Source organism: Flavobacterium sp. 102, from assembly GCF_003634615.1.
In the GTDB taxonomy this organism is placed as follows: domain Bacteria; phylum Bacteroidota; class Bacteroidia; order Flavobacteriales; family Flavobacteriaceae; genus Flavobacterium.
On the sequence record NZ_RBKX01000001.1, the window covers coordinates 1,485,837 to 1,505,842 of the forward strand.

Consider the following 20,006-nt stretch of genomic DNA (forward strand, 5'->3'; position numbering starts at 1 on the left):
CAAACGATAAGTATTTATTATAATAGAGTAAACGTTCTAACGTCTGATTTTAATTATTGTTTGAAACTTTGGAGTTCATTTTCAATATTTGTTTTAGCCTCTATTCCGTATTTTCTTTGGAAATATTCAGTTTTATATATGCTTTCCATTTGAAGAAAATGTTGAAGCGCTTTCTTTCTCCCGGAGGTATACATAAAATCCGGATAAATAGAATATTCCTCTCGTATCTGTTCGGTATATTTTTGGTAGTCCTCTGCGCTTTTACCCAGTATCGTCAAGTCCGCATCAATAAGAAAATTGGTGTCACTATCCTCCGAAAGTTCATGCTGCTTGGTGGCAATAATCATATTGGCGCACTTGGCGATTTTGTCGCCGGGATAACCAATTTCCGAAAGCCTTTTCATGGCTAATTTAGCACTATCGCCTTCATTAGTACTGCTCGATGCTTTGTAAATAATATCGTGATAGAAAACAGCAAATAGGGTAGTGTCCCAATCTTCAATTTTGTTCTTCACTGCTTTTAAGTCCGTTATCATCGCTTCAAGATGGTCAACAGTATGATAGTGTCTTTTAGATTCAGAATATTTAGTAAATATTTCCAACCACAGATTATTAGCCACTTCGTGGTCTTTGGAGTATTTTTTAACTAGTTGTAAAAAGGTGTCTGTTAGCATAATCAAGGTCGAGAATGCAAATTTAACTTTTTAATCCTTGTCTCTACGACGATATTGACAAAACACAATTAATAACACAACCGTCACCCTGAGCTGATTTTATCCTGTTCCGATAGCTATCGAGATGCCGAAGGGCTCAACTCTCCTCGAAACAGTATACCCAATCGTCAGCACAACTGTCATCCTGAGCTTGTCGAAGGACATTCATTAATCAAAAACCAAATCGTCAGCACAACTGTCACACTATCCCGATAGCTATCGGGAGTCGAAGAGCTTTTGTGACCTTCAACTACGTTTCGATATTCGCAACCCACAAATAAAGCCCCCATAAAGAGGCTCAACCTAAGGGTAGAATAATCCATTTTTGAATAACAATAATTCCGATTTGAATAGTAATTCTTATAAAAATTGTTTTACTTTATACTAACCAAAAATCACTATTTTTGTTTTAATCTTGATATTAACCTTTCAAAGCTTTTAAACCATGAACACTTCCGTTAAACCCAACCACATCGGCCGCAAAATCTCTAAAATCCGTGAACTCCGAGGGATGAAGCAGGAAGCACTTGCCATGGCAATAGGCGTGAGTCAACAGACCATAAGCAATATCGAGAACAGCGAGGAAGTGGAGGAGGAAGTATTATTGAAAATTGCTGAGGCTTTGGAAGTTTCTGTTGAAGGAATTAGAAATTTTAATGAGGAAACTGTTTTGAATATTATTTCAAATACTTTTACCAGTAATGATACTTCTACTTTGAATGCAATTAATATTCAACCAAGTTTTAATACGGTTGACAAAATAGTTGAGCTTTATGAAAGATTACTTCAGGCGGAGAAAGATAAGGTTGCTTTATTAGAGCAGTTGAAGAAATAAAATTGATCAATTCTGGCTTATTGATTTTTGATATACATACACCCAATTCCCACTTTTTGGATAAAAAAATCTATTGACTTGCACATAACCATTTCGAGAAAAAAGACGAATACTATTTTCATTATTTGTCCTGATTGTACATTGTAAAATTTTTGCATTTCCGGTTTTTGCTTTTATTTCCGCTTCATTAAGAATTTTATTTCCAAATCCTTTGCCTTCATAATCTTTTGCGACTAATACATGTGAGATTTCCCATTGGTACCATTGAACACATTTACTTTCAGCACATGCAATTATCTTTTCTTCTTCTAACAGATAAACATAATTCTCGCTATTTTCTAAAATTTTGTCTGCTGTATATTGAATAGTGAGTTGATTTCTTTCATTCAGAAGATTGGCTATTTGTTCTGCAATATTTGTTGTCATATACTTTGGATAACAATTTTGATTAAGTAATAGTTAGGCTATCCAAATTAATTAGATTGTCCTTTCCAAACCAATCTTCTGCTGTTTTTAGGACAGCAGCAGGCGGGAGATGGAAGAAGACAGCTAAGTTTTCTTTTGCTCTAGTACAACAGACATAAAAAATTTTCTGTGTTCTTTCTTTAATTTTAGGATAACTGTCAAGCTTGGATTTTGTTTTTGATCTACCGTCAACTAAACTTTTATAAATACTTCCGTCATCAAAAACATATTCGAAATTGTATTTATTCCAATTCCCACGATCCAGGATAACTAATACATTGTCGAATTCGTTTCCTTTAGTTTTGTGCTGAGTAGAAAATGGCGTGTAACCTTCTAAATAGTTGAACAGATTTAAAAATTCTTTGTAATTAACTTTACAAACCCTATTATATACATACTCCCTTTTTGCTATAAATTCGTTGAGTCTCTGATCTTTTGAAACAATATTGTATTTATGAGCTAATTCAATAACTTCTCCTATTGTCTTAGAGTCTGTAATAGTTAATTCTTCGATACTTTGTTTTAAAATACTTTTATCACTAATCGAATTAATTTTATAGTCTGTGATTCTTAAAAAATCGTTGTATAAACCTTCATTGTATAATCTTATGCAATTTTGAATTTTAAATAAATGTTTTAAAAGATTATCGCGTTTAGAACCTTTTTTGCTTTCTTCATTTTCATTTTGTTTTTTATCATCAGTAAGTATATCACTCTCAAGATAAATTTTTTTAAAAAGATTAAAAGAATACGATTTTGCTTCTTTGAACAAATCTGCATTTGAGGTAATGAAATCTGTCATATTGCCACTGCGGGGAATTACGCCTGTTTTTTTTATTACGTCATCAAAAGTTTCCGAATTTTCTATTTCGATATCTGTATGATCTTTTAAATGTGAAACAATCATACGTTTATATTCAAGAATTTGATCGTCATTATAGATGCTCATTAAAGTGGAGAATTGAGCTTGTTTTGCAATTAGATTATGAGTTAGATTTAGTTCTTTTGTTTCTGGAGCATTATTGAAATTCCATCCAAGATAATTTCTAACATCTTCTAATTTATATTCAGATGAATAAATGAATTTTATGTTTCCGAGTTTTACTTTACCATTGGTATCCATATTAGGAGCTGAGAGGTCTTGCGATTCTTTTTGAGTTAAACCGTCATTCCGTAGTTTATTTGCTAGTGTAATCACAAGTAAAGGATTACGACGATTTTGCTCTTTTTTTACTTCTCTTACCAAATCATCTGAATTGCCTTTATATGTATCCAAGTTTCCTATTGAATTATCATAAATAGATTGCATTGCATCGCCAAAAAAACCGATAGTATTTGTTTTTTTACTTTTTTTAAAATGATTTAAAAATATTTTAATTACTAATTCATTGGTATCCTGATATTCATCTACCAGAATGAATTTAAATTTATCTTTAACAATATCATTAAGCTTGATATATTTTTCAAATAAATGCTCAGCAATTATTAATAATTCATCATGAGAAATAATACCATTTGCTAAACTGACATTTTCTTTATATTGTATCCCATTTTCAGCAAACATTTGAATAGTGGGATTTATAATATTTATTGTGGTCACATCGGGATTGTTTGCTAAATCAACTAATGCTTTTTTTAACTCATATTGATAGTTCTTTATACTGTCCCATAAGAAATCGTGAATTGTAGATACATGAAGGTTTTTATCATCTATCCTTTCCTCAATTTCCTTAACTGCTGCGTTAGTATAAGTGATACAGGCAATTTGTTCAGTTGGGTACTTACCAATAATAGTTCGTATTGTTTGCACAAGTGTATAAGTTTTACCACTACCGGCACCACCACTTAAAAGAAAATTATGACCATTATCGATTTGCTCAATAATTTCATCTATTTCGGTTTTAATTAATTCTCCTTCAGCCATAATAAACCTTCTTTTATGTATTCAGGGATATCCCAATTTGAATAATCTTCATTACTATTATAAATTATATCAAGAGCAAAGTGTGTTTTCTTATCGATACATTCATTTGCCAAATCATATATGTCCTTTGTTGCATCAACAAAATATCTTGGATTTTTAATTCCTTTAAATCTTCCAAGCTTTTTCTTTACGAAATCTAAATTGTTTGTTATAGCAAAAAAAGAGTCCTCAAAACTTCTTGGAAAGTAGCCATTACATTCTGTCTGATAAACTAAACATAATATTCCGTTGTCGTTTTGAACCCATCCTGTATGATCTTTTATTAGGCATTTTTGATTTAATGGTAACGTTTTTAAATCTGAAAGTGTTTTCCCTTTTAAAAAATATTTTAATGAAGAATTCGAAAAATCATTTCCATCTGAAACTCTACAAGCTTCAGGGACTGATCGATCTTTACCATTCTTATTTTTTACCATTTTTAGTTTGGTAGCGTCTAAGTCAGTAATGATTAAAGACTTTATTCCTATAAAATCAATAAATAATTCAAAAATTTGCGAAAATGCTCCGACTTCAATAATTGATATGTTTTGAGATAAAAGAGGCATTTTTTTGTTTGTCTTATCTGATGCTAAATTTTCAATGTCTATTTTCTTCATTATTGTAGGCAACAAAATCCTCTCAGTATCACCTTCGATTAAAATAGCTTTGTCGGCAAAAAATATTTCTGCCCTGCTAATGGTCAAATATTGTTTTAAGAACTGATAGTGTTTACCTTCCTTATCATAATATACCTTAAGTTCTTTAAGATTTCTAGATTCGACATTTGATTCAATTTTTCTTAAATACTTAATATCATCAAAATTACTGTCTGCAACAATATGTGAGGAATGTGTACTGATAACACATTGTAGACTTTTTGATAAAGTAATGTCTGTTCCTGCTGAATTTTTTATCTGTTTTTCAATTACATTTCCGACTATGGTTTTGATGTTTTTTATAAAAACATATTGCATCTGGGGATGGGTGTGAGCTTCGGGCTCTTCAATAAATAACAGATTTATTTCTGATGGAATTTCCAGTAAAGACTTTTGAAATTCATATTTTTTTATCTCAATTTCAAAAATCATACTTATTAAATTCAAATATCCCAATCCATTGAACTGTTCTGGTAAATCATGAGTATCGTGTTTATAGAATACAGTGGTATTGCCCTTGAGAAGTTCTTTAGATTGCAAGGTTGATAGAACTGAAAGGACTGAATCATTTTCCTTAATGCCTCCTAATGTTCTAATTTTGGAAATTATGTCTCCAAAAAAGGACTCGTATATTTTTGATAATTCATCGTCTGTATTAATAATAGTATCCTGAAACTCTTCAATTTTTTCTTTTTCACTTTCTTCTGTTTCTTTCTTTTCGTAAATTTTTGATGTTTGTAGTGAAAGGGTTTTGTCTGTTTCTTTATTAGTTACATCTCTTTTAGCTGAAATATGTTTGAAGTTTATTAAATCAGAAAGTTTTACATCTTCAATCGATATGAAATTTTCTTCAATTATATCATCATTAATCCTATCATAGAAGATAGATTTTCGTTTAGTCAAAAAATAGTCTTGAAAATTTAATTTTAAAAAGTTTTTAAATGTTTTCTCAATGTATTTTTTTGGAGGTGTTGCACTTCCAGCTTTACTTTTTTTTCCAACTTCCTTCGCTTTGAAAATACTATAATCATTTCTTAAGTTTAGGTAATTTTCATAATTTAAATAGTAGTCGAATCCTAAAACAATAAAATTATTATCAGGGTCAAGATCTAACATTAATTTTTGAACTTTACTGAAATTATCTGAATTAAAATACTCAATAAGTATTCTTAATTTTATTCCGCAAAATTTTTTAATGAAATCTTCTTCTATAAGTTCATTTGGGTCTTCAATTATATCAGTTAGCGCTGCAACAAAGTTTAAATTGAAATCTTCTATGTTAAATCGATTGCTATCAGGTTGATTTAAAAACTTGTCTAAAATAGTTAGTATGGAAGTTTTACCAGAATTGTTTTTTCCAATGATTAAGGATATCTCATCTTCTAAGTCAATAGTAAAATTCTCTAAGATTCTAAAATTCTCAATGTAAAGTTTTTTGATTTTCATAATTGATTTTACGAGTTAAATAGTAATAGCAATAAAAATAGTTGATTATGAATTTGTATGCTATAAATAGCAAATAATTGCTTGTGGCATTTATTTCGATGTGGGTGAGACTGATGTTCGAATAAAATTAATTGGCATTGCATTTTGCGAATCATTTTCGACCTTTTATCTTTATGGAGCATCAGGAGACATCATAATCATCGCCTCCATCTCTCTGATTCAAATAAATCATCATCAGATTTATGTTGTATTTTTTTATAATCTTTTGTCTTTAAATTTTCGTATTTCTCTCTTATATATTCATTTTCAATTAGAAAGACTCCAAACACATTATGTATCATTCTGTAATCGGTAAAAAACTTATTTGTTTCATTTTCCCATTCTTTTCCGAATCCAGATAGCCAATTGTAAAACATAAGAACCTGTTCATAGTTGGTTAACTGTGCCCTTAACATTCTGAGATATTCTCTTTTTTCTTCATAACTAATAAAGTCCTCATCTTGATTAGCTACAAATTTGACTGTAAGGAACAAATGCCTAAAGTATTGAGACAGTTTTTCGGAATGGCCTTGGATTAATTCATAGTTGATAACAAACTGCTTGTGGATAAGAAATCCTTCGAGAATGTATGGTTCAACTAGTTTTTTGTTTAGTAATCGTCTAATTTTAATGTTTTCCAAAGCTGCGATGTAGTCTTTGTCGGTATCAGTGAATTTCCCGTTAAAGAAAATAGCATAGGCAGCCATAAAAGAATATTCTTCGTCTATTCTGAGCGGTAAAATAGTTTTAAACAGCTCTTCGATTTCCAAGCACAATATTTCAAATACTTCTTTTCCCTTTAATTCAATAGCTTTTTTTTCTACACCGCCTCCTTCATATTCAATTTCAGTCAATTCCAGTTTTAAGTTTTTTACATTTTCATTGTGTAAATGCAACATTTGATTGAATTTGGATTCGAATTGTTGGATTTTAAATTGGTCACTGATTATTTTATTCGCCTTTATCTGCGACCTTAATGCTTTGTAAACAAGTATGGATCCGAAAAATGATAAGGAGGTTCCTAATACACCGCCAATTACAGTAGCAAGGTCTTGTGCCGGAGTGCCTTTGTAAACTTGTTTTAATATCAGAATTGACGCTAATGAAATTAAAGCACAAATGAAAAACGCGTACGCCAAAAATACTTGTTCGTTTTTCTTTAATTTAAATGGTTTTTTTTTGCTCATATTTTTATTGAAATGAATAGCATAACTATAGACTATTGACGAAGACTACAATAATGATAACGCTTAAAATCTTTGTGGTATTTGAAGTGAAGTGGGTAAGACGAAAGTAAGAAAAAAATAACAGATAGTGACTTTTTGCGAATGTTTTTAATGTGAAGTTGTAGAAAGGTAAAATACTAACGAGATTAGTAACATACCAACATTTTTGGTTTAGTACAGTTTGAAGCCGCACTAACTTGCTTCAAAAATCAGAAATTATGCGAACTATAACCACCTCAAATTCAGAAACTGATTTCATATTGGAAACGTTATTGAAAGCTGCTGCGCCTTGCAGTATTTATGTCTTCGGTTCTCGTGGCACCAGTACTTTACAACCTGAAACTAAGAAAAGTCACTATGATATCCTTGTTTTCGCAAACACGAAGGTAACAGGCTCGCACCTTATGAATGAAATAAAAATGCGAACCGACAAAACCATCACTGCAACGGTATTAGTCCATAAAGTAACACAGCTTACTACCCAACAAAAAAGCCAGCAGTATTTTTTTGACCAAGTGCTACGATACGGACAGCGGATTGCCCTTGATAAAGCCAATGTGCCTTATATACTTAACCATAATCCAGAAAGGGATTTGGAAACAGATACACGGTTTTGGCACAAATGTGTTGCGGTAGCGCAATTCAATATTCATGCTGCGAAAGACAGTCCGCAAGCGGAGGTAGGGCTTTGCAAAATAGCGTTGCTCAACACGGCATGCGTTCAGATGGCCATTGGACTTATTAGGGTTTTCTTAGGGTATACGCCAAATGAATTTGGATTGAAGTACTTGTTGCAGTTGTGTGGGCATTTTACCGATTTGCCACAACAAGTGTTTGCCTGTAACACGGAAAATGACATACGGCTTTATAAAATGCTTTGTGCGCCGGCCAGTATGCTGCTTCACTGGACTAAGCTTGGTGTTGAAGAAAACGATTTTGAGGTTTTATTACAAAACTGCGAGAGGTTTTTGGAGAAAGCCGGAGCATTGGCTATAGCAGAACTGAATCGATTGGAAACTTTAAAAACTTAGGATATGAATACTAAAATAAACCATTTGCCTGAACCATTGCGCCAACTGGCCGAAAAACATTTTGTATTGCTGGAATCTCAGAATATAAAAAAGAAACGTGATACTATTCAACTCAATCTGTCTGGCTATTCGGATGTGATGTTCTTAATTGCTGATATAGTGAAAGTATGTATTCTTGCCTTGGAAGGGGATACTAGTTGTAATAGGATTCCGGAACCAACAACTAACATCAGTGGAGTATTGGGTATAATCTTGGACTTAGTTCCTTATGAAGAGGCCGATTTACTTGACCACATTCGAGAAGCTGTATTGCAACCCAGCAATGAAAAAACTGAGGAACGAGAGGATTACATTTTAGAAAATATATTTTTAACGCTACCAATATCATTTCAGAACTAAAACAACATTACTATGGAAACCAAAATAGAACAACTCCGTGCTAAAGCAGATTGGCTGTTGGCCGGGATGAAAGCACATCCAAAAAGAGAAGATGTGTGGCAGGTGACTGTTAATTTTTCAGGTTATGCCTCATTATATGGAACCGTGCAAGATTTGATGAAGCTGTGCACCGTTGCGTTGCTTACGGAAGAGCCCTATGTATCATCGACCGTTGGTAACCCGAATATTGATTTGGCCAATATTATGGAACTAGCGATACAACTGATGCCGAGTAACGTACCCGAGTTTTTGGATAACGTAAATGAGATACTTGCTGACGAAGATACCCAACCCGAAGCACTGCCGGAGTATAATTTCAGTACGATACGAATCATAAGTACAGCGGTCTCGTAATTAGAATAAGTGAATCCCGATGGCGCGGATTTGTACACGAGCGTAGCGACTGCCGCAGGAATCCGTGCTTACCTAATGTTCAACGCTCCTTCCAGACACGCCTTGTTTTACTCCCTTGCATCAACGTAAATATCGGCTGTGTCTCGTCAACAGTAAACTTAAGGTTGGGTACATAGGCAGCAAGCTTATTAAGTTGCACAGCCATTTGTTTATCCGGTACGGTAACAAGCACAAGTTCCCACGCCATCAGCCGTTCAAAATCAGCATCAGTGAGGCTTATGTCAAGTGCTTTAAATAGTAGTTTAATCTTCTCCACATTCAGCACCCGTATACTAGCGTCCAATTTGGCTAATTGCTTTAAATACTCAGGGTCAATAATAACTGTAGACATGGTATATAAGTAAGTATCGTAAAAATACAGGAAAAATAAACTGCACGCAATACTTCGTAATTCGTAATTTCAAATTCGTAATTCTAACGCCTGCTATATAACTCCTATATAGGAAAGCCTAGGGAAAGTCCACCCTAAGCCATCAATGGTGACAGATTTGATATTAAGAGGAGGACTGTCTGTGGCAGTTAGATATGCGAACTTTAGTTCGCTTTAAATCGGTAGGCAATGAAGGATTACCTTCGGAGATCCCATTCTGAGGAGCCCTGAACAAAGAAAACCTGCGGCTGCTGCTCAGCCTTGTTTTTTTATTTCCAATCTGAGCCTAAAAGCAAGCTTTTGTCACATATTGAAAATAAAAAAACCGATTAGTTTCCTAATCGGTTTTCTTTGTGGGCGATGAGGGATTCGAACCGTTGTTGTAATCCCGCCTATATCAATACATTGAAAAGTTTAAAATCTAAGGGTCTCGATTTTGCACCTCAGCGAACTGCAAACATCACTAAATCTTATGGTGTAAATTTACTGATTAATAAGGTATTATCCAAATGAAATGGCAAGAACTACACTAAAAAATGAATGGGTTTGCGAAGCGTTCAAAGGTTCGGGAGACGTTTATTTTCTCCGCTTTTGGCATTTATCAGCATCACCCAAATATTGTCTTTTCAACCTGTTCAATATTTAACCCTGTGTGATTACAGAATTCTTGTATAGTAACAAACTTTACGGCTTTATTTAGGCTGTTTGCGATCTCATGCAATAGTCTAAGACTTTGGCGGTAGCTTTGACCAGTAACGAGTTCTACGTCGTTTGTGGTGATGCATATACGCCTTCCCATAGTTTTCATACTCTAACCATACCTTTGACTAGGCTTTGAGTTTCTTCAAAGCGCTAGTAACCATTTCTAAGAACTTTCCAAAAATAAGAAAAATTGTAATTGCTTCGGCAAGGGCAAATTACGGGTTAATTGTGGCTCGTTTCTGTGCCATTTTTGTTGATTGATGCCAATTTTGTCGGTTTGGTAATCCTGGTACATGGGTGGCTTTTTTATGTGATGCATTAATACAACTTTTGTTCTCGAATCAGTCGAAATTATGTTGCAACGATAATCGAAATGAGGATTGAAAATGAAAGTGAGTATTAATCGTAAAATGTAGAAATTATGGCTAGACAGACTGGCATAATCAAGCTGAAGGGAACCATTGGTGGTATGACCTTCTACAAGACTTCCGCAGACGGGCACTTGGTGCGCGAGAAAGGTGGAATCGAGAAAAGCAGGATTGAGAGCGATCCTGCGTTTCAAAGGACGCGCGAGAACGGCGCGGAATTCGGGCGAGCCGGAAAGGCCGGCAAGATGCTCAGAACGGCGCTGCGTGCTTTGCTGATTAATTCTGCGGACAGCAGAATGGTAAGCAGGCTGACGCAGCAAATGGTAAAAGTGATCCAAGCGGATTTGGTGAATGAAAGAGGCCTTAGAAATGTGATTGACGGCGAAGCCGAATTGCTTTTGGGCTTTGAGTTCAATCTGCGCGGAAAACTTGGAACTACTTTGTATGCGCCGTTCGTTGGAGCGATCGACAGGGTTTCGGGTGAAATCACGGTTGACATTGCGCCGTTTATCCCGGCAAACATGATCGTGGCACCATCAGGAACTACGCATTACAAAATTATCTCCGGCGGTGCCGAGATTGATTTTGAGAATGAGGTTTTCACGGTGGCCACATCGGAAACTGCAATCCTGCCTTGGGATGCGACGTTGACCGTTGCGGTCGCGCAAACGAACCAAGTTACAGCTGCGAGTACCAAGCCGCTATTCTTAGCGCTTGGGATTGAGTTTTACCAAGAAGTGAACGGCTCGATGTATCCATTGAAAAATGGTGCATTTAACCCGCTGGCATTGGTAAAAGTAAGCGGCTTGTAAAATGGTCCTTATCCTGAAAAGGAATTATTTCCCGGACGGAACAAATGGAAAACTCGAATGCGAAGGCAAGCTGATCTGCAACACGATTGAGCTGCCCTGGAAAAAGAATGAGAGAAGAGTTTCCTGCGTTCCTGAAGGGAAATATTTTTTATCCAAAAGGTATAGCAAAAAGCATCAATGGCATATTGAAGTTAGAAATGTGGCTGGCAGAAGTGGCATTTTATTTCATCCGGCCAACAATGCCTTGAAGGAACTGAATGGCTGCATTGCTCCGGTGACAAAAATTTCGGGAGCCGGTTTAGGGCTTATGTCACGAAAGGCTTGTACAACTTTGAAAACTTTAATTTACAAAGCTTTAGACAAAAATGAGAAAGTAGTTTTAATTATTCAATCTTAAATTGATCATCATGAAAATCATAGAAAGAGCGCAAGCGCCCACACCAAAATTTTTTAAATTGCTTCGCACCATCGGACTCGCGATGCTCGCCGTTAGCGGCGCATTGCTTACCGCGCCGGTAGCTTTGCCAGCGGTGATTGTAACTGTTGCTGGTTACACGGCGGTAGCGGGTGGCGTTTTATCGGCAGTGAGTCAAATTACTGTTGACGATGCGGCAAAGGATTTGCCGGAAGCTAAAAACGGTTCGCGCGATGGAAGCTAACATTTCCCTTAAAACAGGAACCGCAGCGGGAACATTGTTGAGCATTTTGCCCAATCTTCATTCTGAAGACATTGCCAAAACAATTATATTGGCGGTTCTCGGAGCAGTTGTAAGTTTTACCGCGACTTTGCTATTAAAGATGCTTACTAAAACAAACAAAAAATAATCCGGTTTTGATTGGTAACCTTTTCCGGATTAATAAAGAAGCCTGTTTCAACTTGAAGCAGGCTTTTTATTTTCCGAACCCGCTGTTGTGTGCTGGGCTTATTCGTTAGCCTACGCTTAATTTATTATCAAGCTGTGTTGTAAACAAAGGCAACCTGTCCAAATTCCTTTACAGAACTTTGACAGGCAGCCATTTTATAATAATTGTGGTGTATTTATTTAGCCGCTAAAACGTCCAATTTCTCAATAGATGGTGCAGTAGCCAACAATTCAGGTGCATTTTCCATTAACGCCTTTGCAATCTTACCACCAAGATGTGCTTCTCTGCCTTCTTCATCTGAAAAAGTGTCAAAAATGCCAAATGTAGAAGCGTCAATACGGAACGCATACCATGTAATAGTACCCGCTTCTTCATTAGCAAGTGGCAATGCACCTGTAATAAACTCTTCAACATCTTTTTCTTTTCCTGCTTTTGCTTCTAGTCGAACTAATAATCCTAATTTTTTCATGTCTTTTTATTTTTAAATTAAACCAATTTTGTTTTAACAAATTTAGCTCATTTAAGCTTGTGAGGCTTTTTTATTTAGTTCAAAAACTTATGAAAAAAGGTCAATTTTTCATAATGTTTTTTGGACTGTATCCAAATTCATTTTTAAAGGCTGTGCTAAAATTTGATAAGCTATCATAACCAAAGTCCATATAGATTTCTGATGGTGTCGCTTTATTATTAAGCAATAATTTTTTGGCTTTGTTGAGCCGTTTTAGTTGAAACCATTTTCCTGGAGACTCTTGATATACTTGTATAAATTTTCGCTTAAAAGTAGACAGGCTCATATTGCATAGAAAAGCGACCTCATCAATATTCAAACTCGTGTACAGATTTTTTTCAATGACCATTTTAAAAGATAATTCTCTTTCATTGATTAACAATGAATTTAGATAAACAAAAAAACTTTGCCCATACTTATCAGCGAGATACAACATAATTTCCTCAAATTTCAATTCCAGAATCTTTTGAGAGATTGTTTGATTCAAGCCATAAATTTGTTGAATAGAATTAATAAAATGGATAATAAAATTGTCTTTTTCAATAAGGAAATAGGGACTACTGGCCGCTGCTTTATTTAAGTCATTTGGGTTAAATAGATGCCCATATTTCAATAAAAAATCCTTAATGTTTTTTTGAGAAAAGAAAAAGAGTAGGCAACTATAACTATTTGCCCCTACAATTTCTGTTGTTAAAAAATTTCCCGATGCAAGAAGCAAGGATTGTGTATGATCTATTGAAACGATGTCATTAGAAAAGTGAATGTCCTTTTGTCCGTCCAATAAAAAACTGAATACATTTTTGTTTAGGTTAATCTTATTCTTGGACACATGTTTATACACCTCGTAATTAGCAATTTGCAGGTCTGAAGTGTCCGTGTAGTTATTTTCAAATAAATCTTCTGGAAAATTTGTAATGTCCATAATAGTGTTGTTTTAAAAAACATTTTGGAATTGTAAATATATTACATTTTTATTTCAAAAATCGTGTGCTAAAGTTTGGATGAATAGGTCGTTTAGCCTTGCACACAACGTTTCGCGGCTAACCGAAGTTGCCGATGAAAGCGAGCCGAGTTCTTTCTGCTAAGATAGACTTTCTTCGTGAAAATAAAATTTGCAGTTACCGAAAATCGGCAATTTTGGTTAGCCGCTGTTAGCGGATAGCCCTTTTACCTTTTTTAGGAAATTTATTAATTCTGAATACTATATATTATTTTCTTTTCAGAAAGATTAACTACACTAATAGATAAATCTTTGTTTAGTACAAATACATTTTTACCGTTTTTAGAGTAAACAATCGCTTGTCTTGGTTCATTAAATCCTGTTATCACTCCAATATTAGTTAGTGTTGATACATCAATTATTGAAAGAGAATTATCTTCCTTATTTCCACTCAATAAAATGTTTTCATCTGAAGATAATGATGCGCCATAAGGATCTTTGCCTACAGAAATTGTTTGAGCGATTATACCTGTATTTAAATTAACTACTGCAATGGAATTGGAACCACTATTAGCAGCAAATAATGTTTCACCATCTTTAGTAATAGAGATAGCTCTTATTTTGCTAAAACCAGTAATAGTTGTATCGATTTTTAAAGTTGCTGCGTCCACAACCGAAATAGCGTCGCTGGCAAAATTGGTCACGTAAATCTTTGTATTTGTTGCGTTTAATTTAATACCTTGTCTTGGTTCGGCAAAACCTGTTATTATTTTTTTTACCGATTTACTTGAAAGGTCAATTACCGTTACTGTATTTGTTGCCTCATTATTAATATAAATTTCTTGACCATTGTTGCTAATTGCTGAACCAAATGCTCCAAAGCCTACCGCATATTTTTCAATGATTTTAAATTTCTTTGTTTCCAGTACAGTTAAAAATCCGGTGCTGCTGTCAGTGATGTAAAACTTCATTCCATCAGGCGAAAAAATGATGTTTCTTGGACTAATGAATCCAAATATCTTTTTTATTAATTTACGAGATTTTAGATTATAAACACTTACGAAATTTACGTCGCTGTTTGATGCTAATGCAATATTTTCGGTTGGACTTATTGCTAAAGAATTATTTTTTATGTTGCCGTCAAAGATTTGTTGCGCTTGAGTTTTGGTAGCAATAATACTAAAGAATAGTATTAACATTCCAATTTTGAATTCATTTTTCATATTTTTAATTTATTAGTTTGTTAAAGTTGTTACAGCCCAAAGTGCAGCAGTTGCTATAATCACCCATAGAATTACACCTTGAATTAATGGTTTAAATCCAACAGAGGATATTGTTTTTCTATTCAATCCACATCCTATTAAAAACAAGGTAAGCGTTAATCCTGCTTTTGCAAAATTTGTTAAATAATGATTGTATTGTTGAACAAAAGGAATATAGGTATTTGCAATCATTGCAAGAACAAATAATCCAATAAAGTAAGGAATTTTTATTTTACTGTCTTTATTTTTAAAAATAAAAGTTGATAAAAAAGCAACAGGAATTATCCATAATGCTCGTGCTAATTTAACAGTTGTAGCAATCTCTAAAGCTTGCGGACCATATTTACTTGCTGCACCTACAACTGAACTGGTATCGTGAATAGCAATTGCACACCACATTCCAAATTGTGATTGTGATAAATTTAACTGATGCCCAATAAAAGGAAATAAAAATAAGGCTACAGAATTTAGAATAAATATAGTTCCTAATGCAACCGATATCTGTTTTTCTTCTGCCTTTATTACAGGAGAAATAGCAGCAATAGCACTTCCACCACAAATGGCTGTTCCAGCTGATATTAAGTAAGAAGTCTTTTTTTCTATCTTTAAAAACTTACCCATAAAGAAACCAATTACTAATGTTCCAATAATAGAAACTATTGTAAATAAAATACCTTCTTTACCCGCTTTTAATGCACTTGTAACATTCATTCCAAAGCCCAAACCAACAACAGAAACCTGTAATAATATATGAGTTGCTTTATGATTTAGATGTAAATATGGATGTCCAATAAATTGCGCAATTATTAAACCCATAAGTAGGGCAATTGGCGGTGATATTAATGGAGACAAGCAGAGTACAACTGCTAATAAAAAAATCACTTCTCTCGTGGTTATACTTTTGTCTAATAAATTTTTGAATCCTTTTTGATTTTCCATCTTACTTTATATATTATTGTTGGTACAAATTTCTGGAAATAAAGGATATGTTGGAAATTGTAAAAAGTTATGCGTCATTACTTAAAGTTATAATGATTGGCAAATTTCATAAATAATTCGGGTAAAGCCTCAACTTGACCTTGTTGTTGGATAAAGTAAAAACTCCTTTCGATAGACAAATGTTGAACATCTATTATTGTAAATTTATTTTCTTTAAGTTCTTTGTATATGGAATGTAATGATATAAAAGCCATAGTGTTGCTGTGAAGTATATAATTTTTAATACTTTCAGTGCTGCCTAATTGCATTTCAATTTTTAAATCTGAAATTTTTACATTCAAAGATTTTAAATGATGTGCAATAACTTCTAGTGTTCCTGATCCTTGCTCGCGAAACAAGAGAGGAATGTTTTTCAGCTCATCAATAGTAATGTTTTGTCTTTTTGAGAGAGGATTTGTGCTATTTGAAACTAAAACAATTTCGTCTTTGACAAATTCGGTATATTTTAGATAGGCTTTTTTGGATTTTCCTTCTATGATACCCAAATCAATTTCATTTTTTTGCAGCGCAATTTCAATTTGTTCTGTATTATTAGCTTCTAAAGAAACGATAAGTTGGTCAAATTTTTTATGAAATGATGCTAAAATTTCAGGTAAAAGATATTGAGCAATTGTTGTACTCGCACCAATTCTTAATTTTCCGTTGAAATTTTGAGAAAGAGAATTAATTTCAAATTCTAAATTACGATAGGTTTCAAATATTTTTTCGGTATGAGAAAATAATATAAGTCCTGCTTTTGTTAATTTTACCTTTGAGCCATTTCTTTCAAAAAGTTTAGTTTTCAGAAAACTTTCAATTTCTTGTATGTGTTTTGAAACTGCTGGCTGCGTAATAAATAATTCTTCGGCAGCTTTTGTAAAATTAAGTCGTTTTGCTACTTTGTGAAATACTTGTAAACGAAAATCAAACATTATTATAGGATTAAGTTATTTTACTCATTTTTTCTTGAGTTCTCCAAGGGTTTCCGCTAACTTATTTATAAGCGAATAAATATACAATTATTCAACAACACCAATGGAAAAATTACTCGCTACTGCGGGAACCGAAAAAAACAATGCTCGCGATGGAAGCTAACATATCACTCAAGACAGAACCGCAGCGGGAACATTGCTCAGTATCGTTCCCAATTTACATTCGGAAGATATATTGAAAACGGTTGTATTGGCGGTGATCGGCGCAGTTGTAAGTTTTATGGCTACGCTAATTTTAAAAGTACTCACGAAAGTGAGAAAGAAATAATCCGGTTTTGACTGGTAACCTTTTCCGGATTTATAAAGAAAGCCCACTTTTTGTTAAGTGGGCTTTTGTTATTTAGTATAATTCGCGTTGATTTACATTTTCAATCCTAATTTCTCTATAAATATCTTGTTCCTTAATTCGGCGCGTTTGAGTATCGAACTATATTTCAAGACTTCAGTATAGATTGCTCCATTTTCCTTCCCGTCAAAACCAATTACTCTCTGTGAAGGACTAAATAAGTAATCTAAATGATACGAATGCTCAAATGTACTTACACTTCCTTGTACATCTTTTGCTTCAATCCCTTCGCCAATTAAATAGCCGTAAAAAGTTTTTATCTCAAATTCATCATTTGTGTAGTTTCTTATTAATGAGGCATATTTATTAATTTGAGTAAGGTGATCAGACGCATTTACAAGAGGCGCTTTAAATTCGATAATAATGCATTTTCCCTCTTCCGGAAACAGTAACACATCTGGCCTTTTATCAAGTCTACTCTCATTTAAAGATTTTAAATAATCTAATTCTTCTTCTTCAAATTCCGTCTTAAACACTTTCTTTCCATCAAGTTCTAAATCTTTAAGCTTAAATTCAGAATTGCCTTTAAAATATATGAATTCTTCATTCAAAATCCACAAATCGCTACCATACGTATTTGTAGATTTTTGATGAAACAGTAAGTTATGTATAAGTGCCTCGTCCTTATCTCGTGAATTTTCATTTTGAATTTTCAACTTTTTATCATTGATCTTTGAAAATAATTCAATTACCAATTTTCGTCTCGCTACATAGTGACTAAGTGTGCGTTTATTCTGCTCTGGAAGAATTTTTACTATTGCATCTATTTCCTTTTCAAGCTGTTCGTCATAGTTGCCCGCGGTTGTATCTAAACTTTCTAATCGATCTATTGATTGTTTGATAGTTGCGTCAAGTTTTGCTTCTTTTTTTGCTTGTGCTTCATAGTATTTTTCAAGAATCCTCTTGTTGTCATCGTTCAATGAAATGTCAACACCGTCTTCATCCTCAATTAAAAACATTTCTTTAAGTTCTTTTAATTCATTTGTATGTTTTTCGATGATTTTTTCGATTTCAGGATATAATTTTAGAAGTTTATCATTAACACTATTTTCAATATCTTCAAGAAAGATTATTTCATTATTAAATGCATTAAAAGCTTTGGGTGCGCGAAGAGGAATATCCAGTTCACCACGAATATTAGTGTCTTTTTCGTCAATATAATTTCCTGATACCAATACTAAATATTTATTGCCCGCGATATTATCATTTTTTGAAATCCCTTTTAAATTTATTTTTGTTTCTTCAACAACTTCGCCTTTTGAAATTAGTTTCAGATCATTATTGTCTAATAAGTTTTTAGGAATTTTAAATGTCGTTACATCTAAATTTTCTTTTTTATCTATTGTTTCAATTGTTTTTGCGTCGTTACTCAAACTACTATAAAAAACTTCGATACTGTCTTTTTTATCGAATGTAGGAATATCGGTTGGCTCTATACGCGAAGTAGATTGTAACTCCCCAAACACATAAAAGTTGATTTTTATGTCTGGAAGTGAAGTAGAGTTAAAACAAAAGTAATGTAGATAACGCTTAAGTAATTCCTCTTTCAGAGTAATATCATCTAAAGTATTATAGATATTGCTAGGTTCTAATAAATTGCTAAATGAAATAGTTGTATACGTGTGCTTCTCAGTCGACGCCCAACAATGCAATGATTTCACTATTGCATTTTTACTTATAAATGGCTGACTTTTTGACATCGAGAATTCTCGCTCATAATATTGACCATTTTCTTCAAAAATACTTTTAATGTTCGTTTTCTCGAAATAATGTACATACTGCAATCTTCCAGAACCTAAATTTTTGTATCCTTTTGAATTATCTTTAAAAGTATTAAAACGTGAGAACTCTTTTTCATCAAAGCCTATGCCGTTATCACGAATTGACAATGACTTAAATTCCGTTGTTCGATCAGTTAACTCTTCCGTGTAGATTGAAATTATAATTTCTCCTTTCGCAAACTGTTCTTCTCGATTTTGTTTTATTTTAATTGCTTCTAATGCATTAGTAAATGCTTCGAAAATTGGAGATAGACTAGTGCCAGATTTTCGAACATCATGTAGAATGCCCGTAAATGATAGATCTTTGGCAATTAACAGTTCTGGTTCATTCCTTATCATGGTGTTCTTTTTAGGTATGATGCTCTAAGCGTTTGATATATCACATGCGCTTTCGAAATTCGTTTTTAAAAGAAAAAAATAAAGAGGCTAAAGCCTCTTTATTTTTTTCTTTCGGCTTCTAATAGCCTTTCATAAAGCTTTTTATTTTCTTCGTAAGCCTCAATTAATTTATCTAATGGGTTGAAAGTGCAATGGTGTCCGAATGCCCCACTACTATGACTAAAATCATTATCATAGATGTTATTGAAATAATTTATCACTGCATCTTCAGAGAAGTTTTTAATAGCTTCAGGTGTAACACCTAGTGCCTTAGCTACCTCAATCAATTTTTCTTCATCAATAGTCTCGCTATTTTCCATCATTGAAATTGCCTGCTGGTTTGTTCCCATTGCTTGGGCGAGCGCTTCCTGTTTCATATCACGTAATTCGCGGATGCGGCTAATTTTTCTGCCTATGTGGTTTTTTGTTGGTGTCATAATTCAAAAGTAATAAATGTGTTTGGAACGCTGTAAATGTAA

General features: G+C 33.6%; 21 protein-coding genes. 8 read left to right on the forward strand and 13 right to left on the reverse strand.

Features of this window, described 5'->3' with window-relative positions:
• Positions 1–53: 53 nt before the first annotated feature.
• Positions 54–674: a hypothetical protein gene (locus C8C84_RS06505; protein WP_121312763.1), complete on the reverse strand. Its 621-nt coding sequence runs from the start codon at positions 672–674 to the stop codon at positions 54–56.
• A gap of 484 nt (positions 675–1,158) precedes the next feature.
• Between C8C84_RS06505 and C8C84_RS06510 the strand changes: the two genes are divergently transcribed.
• Positions 1,159–1,548: a helix-turn-helix transcriptional regulator gene (locus C8C84_RS06510; RefSeq protein WP_121312764.1), complete on the forward strand. Its 390-nt coding sequence runs from the start codon at positions 1,159–1,161 to the stop codon at positions 1,546–1,548.
• Positions 1,549–1,554: 6 nt separating this feature from the next.
• On the opposite strand, the gene C8C84_RS06515 is transcribed toward C8C84_RS06510, so the two are convergent.
• The 4 genes from C8C84_RS06515 to C8C84_RS06530 form a co-directional block, all read right to left on the reverse strand.
• Positions 1,555–1,974, reverse strand: a complete 420-nt coding sequence (locus C8C84_RS06515) for a GNAT family N-acetyltransferase (protein WP_121312765.1) — start codon at positions 1,972–1,974, stop codon at positions 1,555–1,557.
• 22 nt (positions 1,975–1,996) lie between these two features.
• Complete coding sequence (locus C8C84_RS06520; protein WP_121312766.1) at positions 1,997–3,937, reverse strand: UvrD-helicase domain-containing protein; 1,941 nt, start codon at positions 3,935–3,937, stop codon at positions 1,997–1,999.
• Positions 3,919–6,078: an ATP-dependent endonuclease gene (locus C8C84_RS06525; protein ID WP_121312767.1), complete on the reverse strand. Its 2,160-nt coding sequence runs from the start codon at positions 6,076–6,078 to the stop codon at positions 3,919–3,921. The genes C8C84_RS06520 and C8C84_RS06525 overlap by 19 nt, the downstream gene beginning before the upstream one ends.
• A 197-nt stretch (positions 6,079–6,275) precedes the next feature.
• The gene (locus C8C84_RS06530) at positions 6,276–7,304 is read right to left on the reverse strand and encodes a putative phage abortive infection protein (protein WP_121312768.1); all 1,029 of its coding nucleotides are present in this window, start codon (positions 7,302–7,304) and stop codon (positions 6,276–6,278) included.
• A gap of 257 nt (positions 7,305–7,561) precedes the next feature.
• On the opposite strand from C8C84_RS06530, the gene C8C84_RS06535 reads away from it, so the two are divergent.
• From C8C84_RS06535 to C8C84_RS06545, 3 genes are read left to right on the forward strand one after another with little or no spacing between them, the layout of a single operon-like run.
• Positions 7,562–8,374, forward strand: coding sequence for a hypothetical protein (locus tag C8C84_RS06535; protein WP_121312769.1), 813 nt, complete (start codon positions 7,562–7,564; stop codon positions 8,372–8,374).
• Positions 8,375–8,377: 3 nt separating this feature from the next.
• A complete protein-coding gene (locus C8C84_RS06540) occupies positions 8,378–8,773 on the forward strand; it encodes a hypothetical protein (protein ID WP_121312770.1) in 396 nt (131 codons plus the stop codon).
• A 12-nt stretch (positions 8,774–8,785) separates the two neighbouring features.
• Complete coding sequence (locus tag C8C84_RS06545) at positions 8,786–9,166, forward strand: hypothetical protein (protein ID WP_121312771.1); 381 nt, start codon at positions 8,786–8,788, stop codon at positions 9,164–9,166.
• Between the two features lie 79 nt (positions 9,167–9,245).
• Here the strand turns inward: C8C84_RS06545 and C8C84_RS06550 are convergent, their stop codons facing one another.
• Complete coding sequence (locus C8C84_RS06550; protein ID WP_121312772.1) at positions 9,246–9,557, reverse strand: hypothetical protein; 312 nt, start codon at positions 9,555–9,557, stop codon at positions 9,246–9,248.
• 1,162 nt (positions 9,558–10,719) lie between these two features.
• On the opposite strand from C8C84_RS06550, the gene C8C84_RS06560 reads away from it, so the two are divergent.
• The 4 genes from C8C84_RS06560 to C8C84_RS17110 are packed head-to-tail and all read left to right on the forward strand — an operon-like array spanning position 10,720 to position 12,303.
• Positions 10,720–11,478 carry a hypothetical protein gene (locus C8C84_RS06560; RefSeq protein ID WP_121312773.1) on the forward strand — a complete coding sequence of 253 codons (759 nt, stop codon included), beginning with the start codon at positions 10,720–10,722 and terminating at the stop codon, positions 11,476–11,478.
• 1 nt (position 11,479) lies between these two features.
• Positions 11,480–11,875, forward strand: coding sequence for a DUF5675 family protein (locus tag C8C84_RS06565; RefSeq protein WP_121312774.1), 396 nt, complete (start codon positions 11,480–11,482; stop codon positions 11,873–11,875).
• A 10-nt stretch (positions 11,876–11,885) separates the two neighbouring features.
• Positions 11,886–12,137 (forward strand): hypothetical protein, encoded by a 252-nt coding sequence (locus tag C8C84_RS06570; RefSeq protein WP_121312775.1) that lies wholly within the window; start codon positions 11,886–11,888, stop codon positions 12,135–12,137.
• On the forward strand, positions 12,127–12,303 hold the full coding sequence (locus tag C8C84_RS17110) for a hypothetical protein (protein ID WP_199717101.1): 177 nt from the start codon (positions 12,127–12,129) through the stop codon (positions 12,301–12,303). The genes C8C84_RS06570 and C8C84_RS17110 overlap by 11 nt, the downstream gene beginning before the upstream one ends.
• 214 nt (positions 12,304–12,517) lie before the next feature.
• Here C8C84_RS17110 and C8C84_RS06575 read toward each other — a convergent pair whose 3' ends face one another.
• The 7 genes from C8C84_RS06575 to C8C84_RS06605 all read right to left on the reverse strand — a co-directional run bounded on the left by C8C84_RS06575 (position 12,518) and on the right by C8C84_RS06605 (position 19,967).
• A complete protein-coding gene (locus C8C84_RS06575; protein ID WP_121312776.1) occupies positions 12,518–12,811 on the reverse strand; it encodes a putative quinol monooxygenase in 294 nt (97 codons plus the stop codon).
• A 100-nt stretch (positions 12,812–12,911) separates the two neighbouring features.
• On the reverse strand, positions 12,912–13,772 hold the full coding sequence (locus tag C8C84_RS06580) for an AraC family transcriptional regulator (RefSeq protein ID WP_233549749.1): 861 nt from the start codon (positions 13,770–13,772) through the stop codon (positions 12,912–12,914).
• 266 nt (positions 13,773–14,038) lie between these two features.
• On the reverse strand, positions 14,039–15,013 hold the full coding sequence (locus tag C8C84_RS06585; protein ID WP_199717103.1) for a YncE family protein: 975 nt from the start codon (positions 15,011–15,013) through the stop codon (positions 14,039–14,041).
• Positions 15,014–15,025: 12 nt separating this feature from the next.
• Positions 15,026–15,991, reverse strand: a complete 966-nt coding sequence (locus C8C84_RS06590; RefSeq protein WP_121312777.1) for a YeiH family protein — start codon at positions 15,989–15,991, stop codon at positions 15,026–15,028.
• 77 nt (positions 15,992–16,068) lie between these two features.
• On the reverse strand, positions 16,069–16,962 hold the full coding sequence (locus tag C8C84_RS06595) for a LysR family transcriptional regulator (protein WP_055862367.1): 894 nt from the start codon (positions 16,960–16,962) through the stop codon (positions 16,069–16,071).
• Positions 16,963–17,382: 420 nt separating this feature from the next.
• Positions 17,383–19,488 (reverse strand): ATP-binding protein, encoded by a 2,106-nt coding sequence (locus C8C84_RS06600; RefSeq protein WP_121312778.1) that lies wholly within the window; start codon positions 19,486–19,488, stop codon positions 17,383–17,385.
• A gap of 98 nt (positions 19,489–19,586) precedes the next feature.
• Positions 19,587–19,967, reverse strand: coding sequence for a helix-turn-helix domain-containing protein (locus C8C84_RS06605; RefSeq protein WP_121312779.1), 381 nt, complete (start codon positions 19,965–19,967; stop codon positions 19,587–19,589).
• Between the last annotated feature and the right edge of the window lie 39 nt (positions 19,968–20,006).

What these genes read in the sequence shown, in the direction of transcription:
- C8C84_RS06590 (WP_121312777.1), bottom strand. Translation starts at nt 15,991, where the DNA reads ATGGAAAATCAAAAAGGATTCAAAAATTTATTAGACAAAAGTATAACC.
- C8C84_RS06570 (WP_121312775.1), top strand. Translation starts at nt 11,886, where the DNA reads ATGAAAATCATAGAAAGAGCGCAAGCGCCCACACCAAAATTTTTTAAA.
- C8C84_RS06595 (WP_055862367.1), bottom strand. Translation starts at nt 16,962, where the DNA reads ATGTTTGATTTTCGTTTACAAGTATTTCACAAAGTAGCAAAACGACTT.
- C8C84_RS06515 (WP_121312765.1), bottom strand. Translation starts at nt 1,974, where the DNA reads ATGACAACAAATATTGCAGAACAAATAGCCAATCTTCTGAATGAAAGA.
- C8C84_RS06505 (WP_121312763.1), bottom strand. Translation starts at nt 674, where the DNA reads ATGCTAACAGACACCTTTTTACAACTAGTTAAAAAATACTCCAAAGAC.
- C8C84_RS06575 (WP_121312776.1), bottom strand. Translation starts at nt 12,811, where the DNA reads ATGAAAAAATTAGGATTATTAGTTCGACTAGAAGCAAAAGCAGGAAAA.
- C8C84_RS06510 (WP_121312764.1), top strand. Translation starts at nt 1,159, where the DNA reads ATGAACACTTCCGTTAAACCCAACCACATCGGCCGCAAAATCTCTAAA.
- C8C84_RS06530 (WP_121312768.1), bottom strand. Translation starts at nt 7,304, where the DNA reads ATGAGCAAAAAAAAACCATTTAAATTAAAGAAAAACGAACAAGTATTT.
- C8C84_RS06520 (WP_121312766.1), bottom strand. Translation starts at nt 3,937, where the DNA reads ATGGCTGAAGGAGAATTAATTAAAACCGAAATAGATGAAATTATTGAG.
- C8C84_RS06565 (WP_121312774.1), top strand. Translation starts at nt 11,480, where the DNA reads ATGGTCCTTATCCTGAAAAGGAATTATTTCCCGGACGGAACAAATGGA.
- C8C84_RS06560 (WP_121312773.1), top strand. Translation starts at nt 10,720, where the DNA reads ATGGCTAGACAGACTGGCATAATCAAGCTGAAGGGAACCATTGGTGGT.
- C8C84_RS06535 (WP_121312769.1), top strand. Translation starts at nt 7,562, where the DNA reads ATGCGAACTATAACCACCTCAAATTCAGAAACTGATTTCATATTGGAA.
- C8C84_RS06545 (WP_121312771.1), top strand. Translation starts at nt 8,786, where the DNA reads ATGGAAACCAAAATAGAACAACTCCGTGCTAAAGCAGATTGGCTGTTG.
- C8C84_RS17110 (WP_199717101.1), top strand. Translation starts at nt 12,127, where the DNA reads ATGGAAGCTAACATTTCCCTTAAAACAGGAACCGCAGCGGGAACATTG.
- C8C84_RS06600 (WP_121312778.1), bottom strand. Translation starts at nt 19,488, where the DNA reads ATGATAAGGAATGAACCAGAACTGTTAATTGCCAAAGATCTATCATTT.
- C8C84_RS06580 (WP_233549749.1), bottom strand. Translation starts at nt 13,772, where the DNA reads ATGGACATTACAAATTTTCCAGAAGATTTATTTGAAAATAACTACACG.
- C8C84_RS06540 (WP_121312770.1), top strand. Translation starts at nt 8,378, where the DNA reads ATGAATACTAAAATAAACCATTTGCCTGAACCATTGCGCCAACTGGCC.
- C8C84_RS06525 (WP_121312767.1), bottom strand. Translation starts at nt 6,078, where the DNA reads ATGAAAATCAAAAAACTTTACATTGAGAATTTTAGAATCTTAGAGAAT.
- C8C84_RS06585 (WP_199717103.1), bottom strand. Translation starts at nt 15,013, where the DNA reads ATGAAAAATGAATTCAAAATTGGAATGTTAATACTATTCTTTAGTATT.
- C8C84_RS06550 (WP_121312772.1), bottom strand. Translation starts at nt 9,557, where the DNA reads ATGTCTACAGTTATTATTGACCCTGAGTATTTAAAGCAATTAGCCAAA.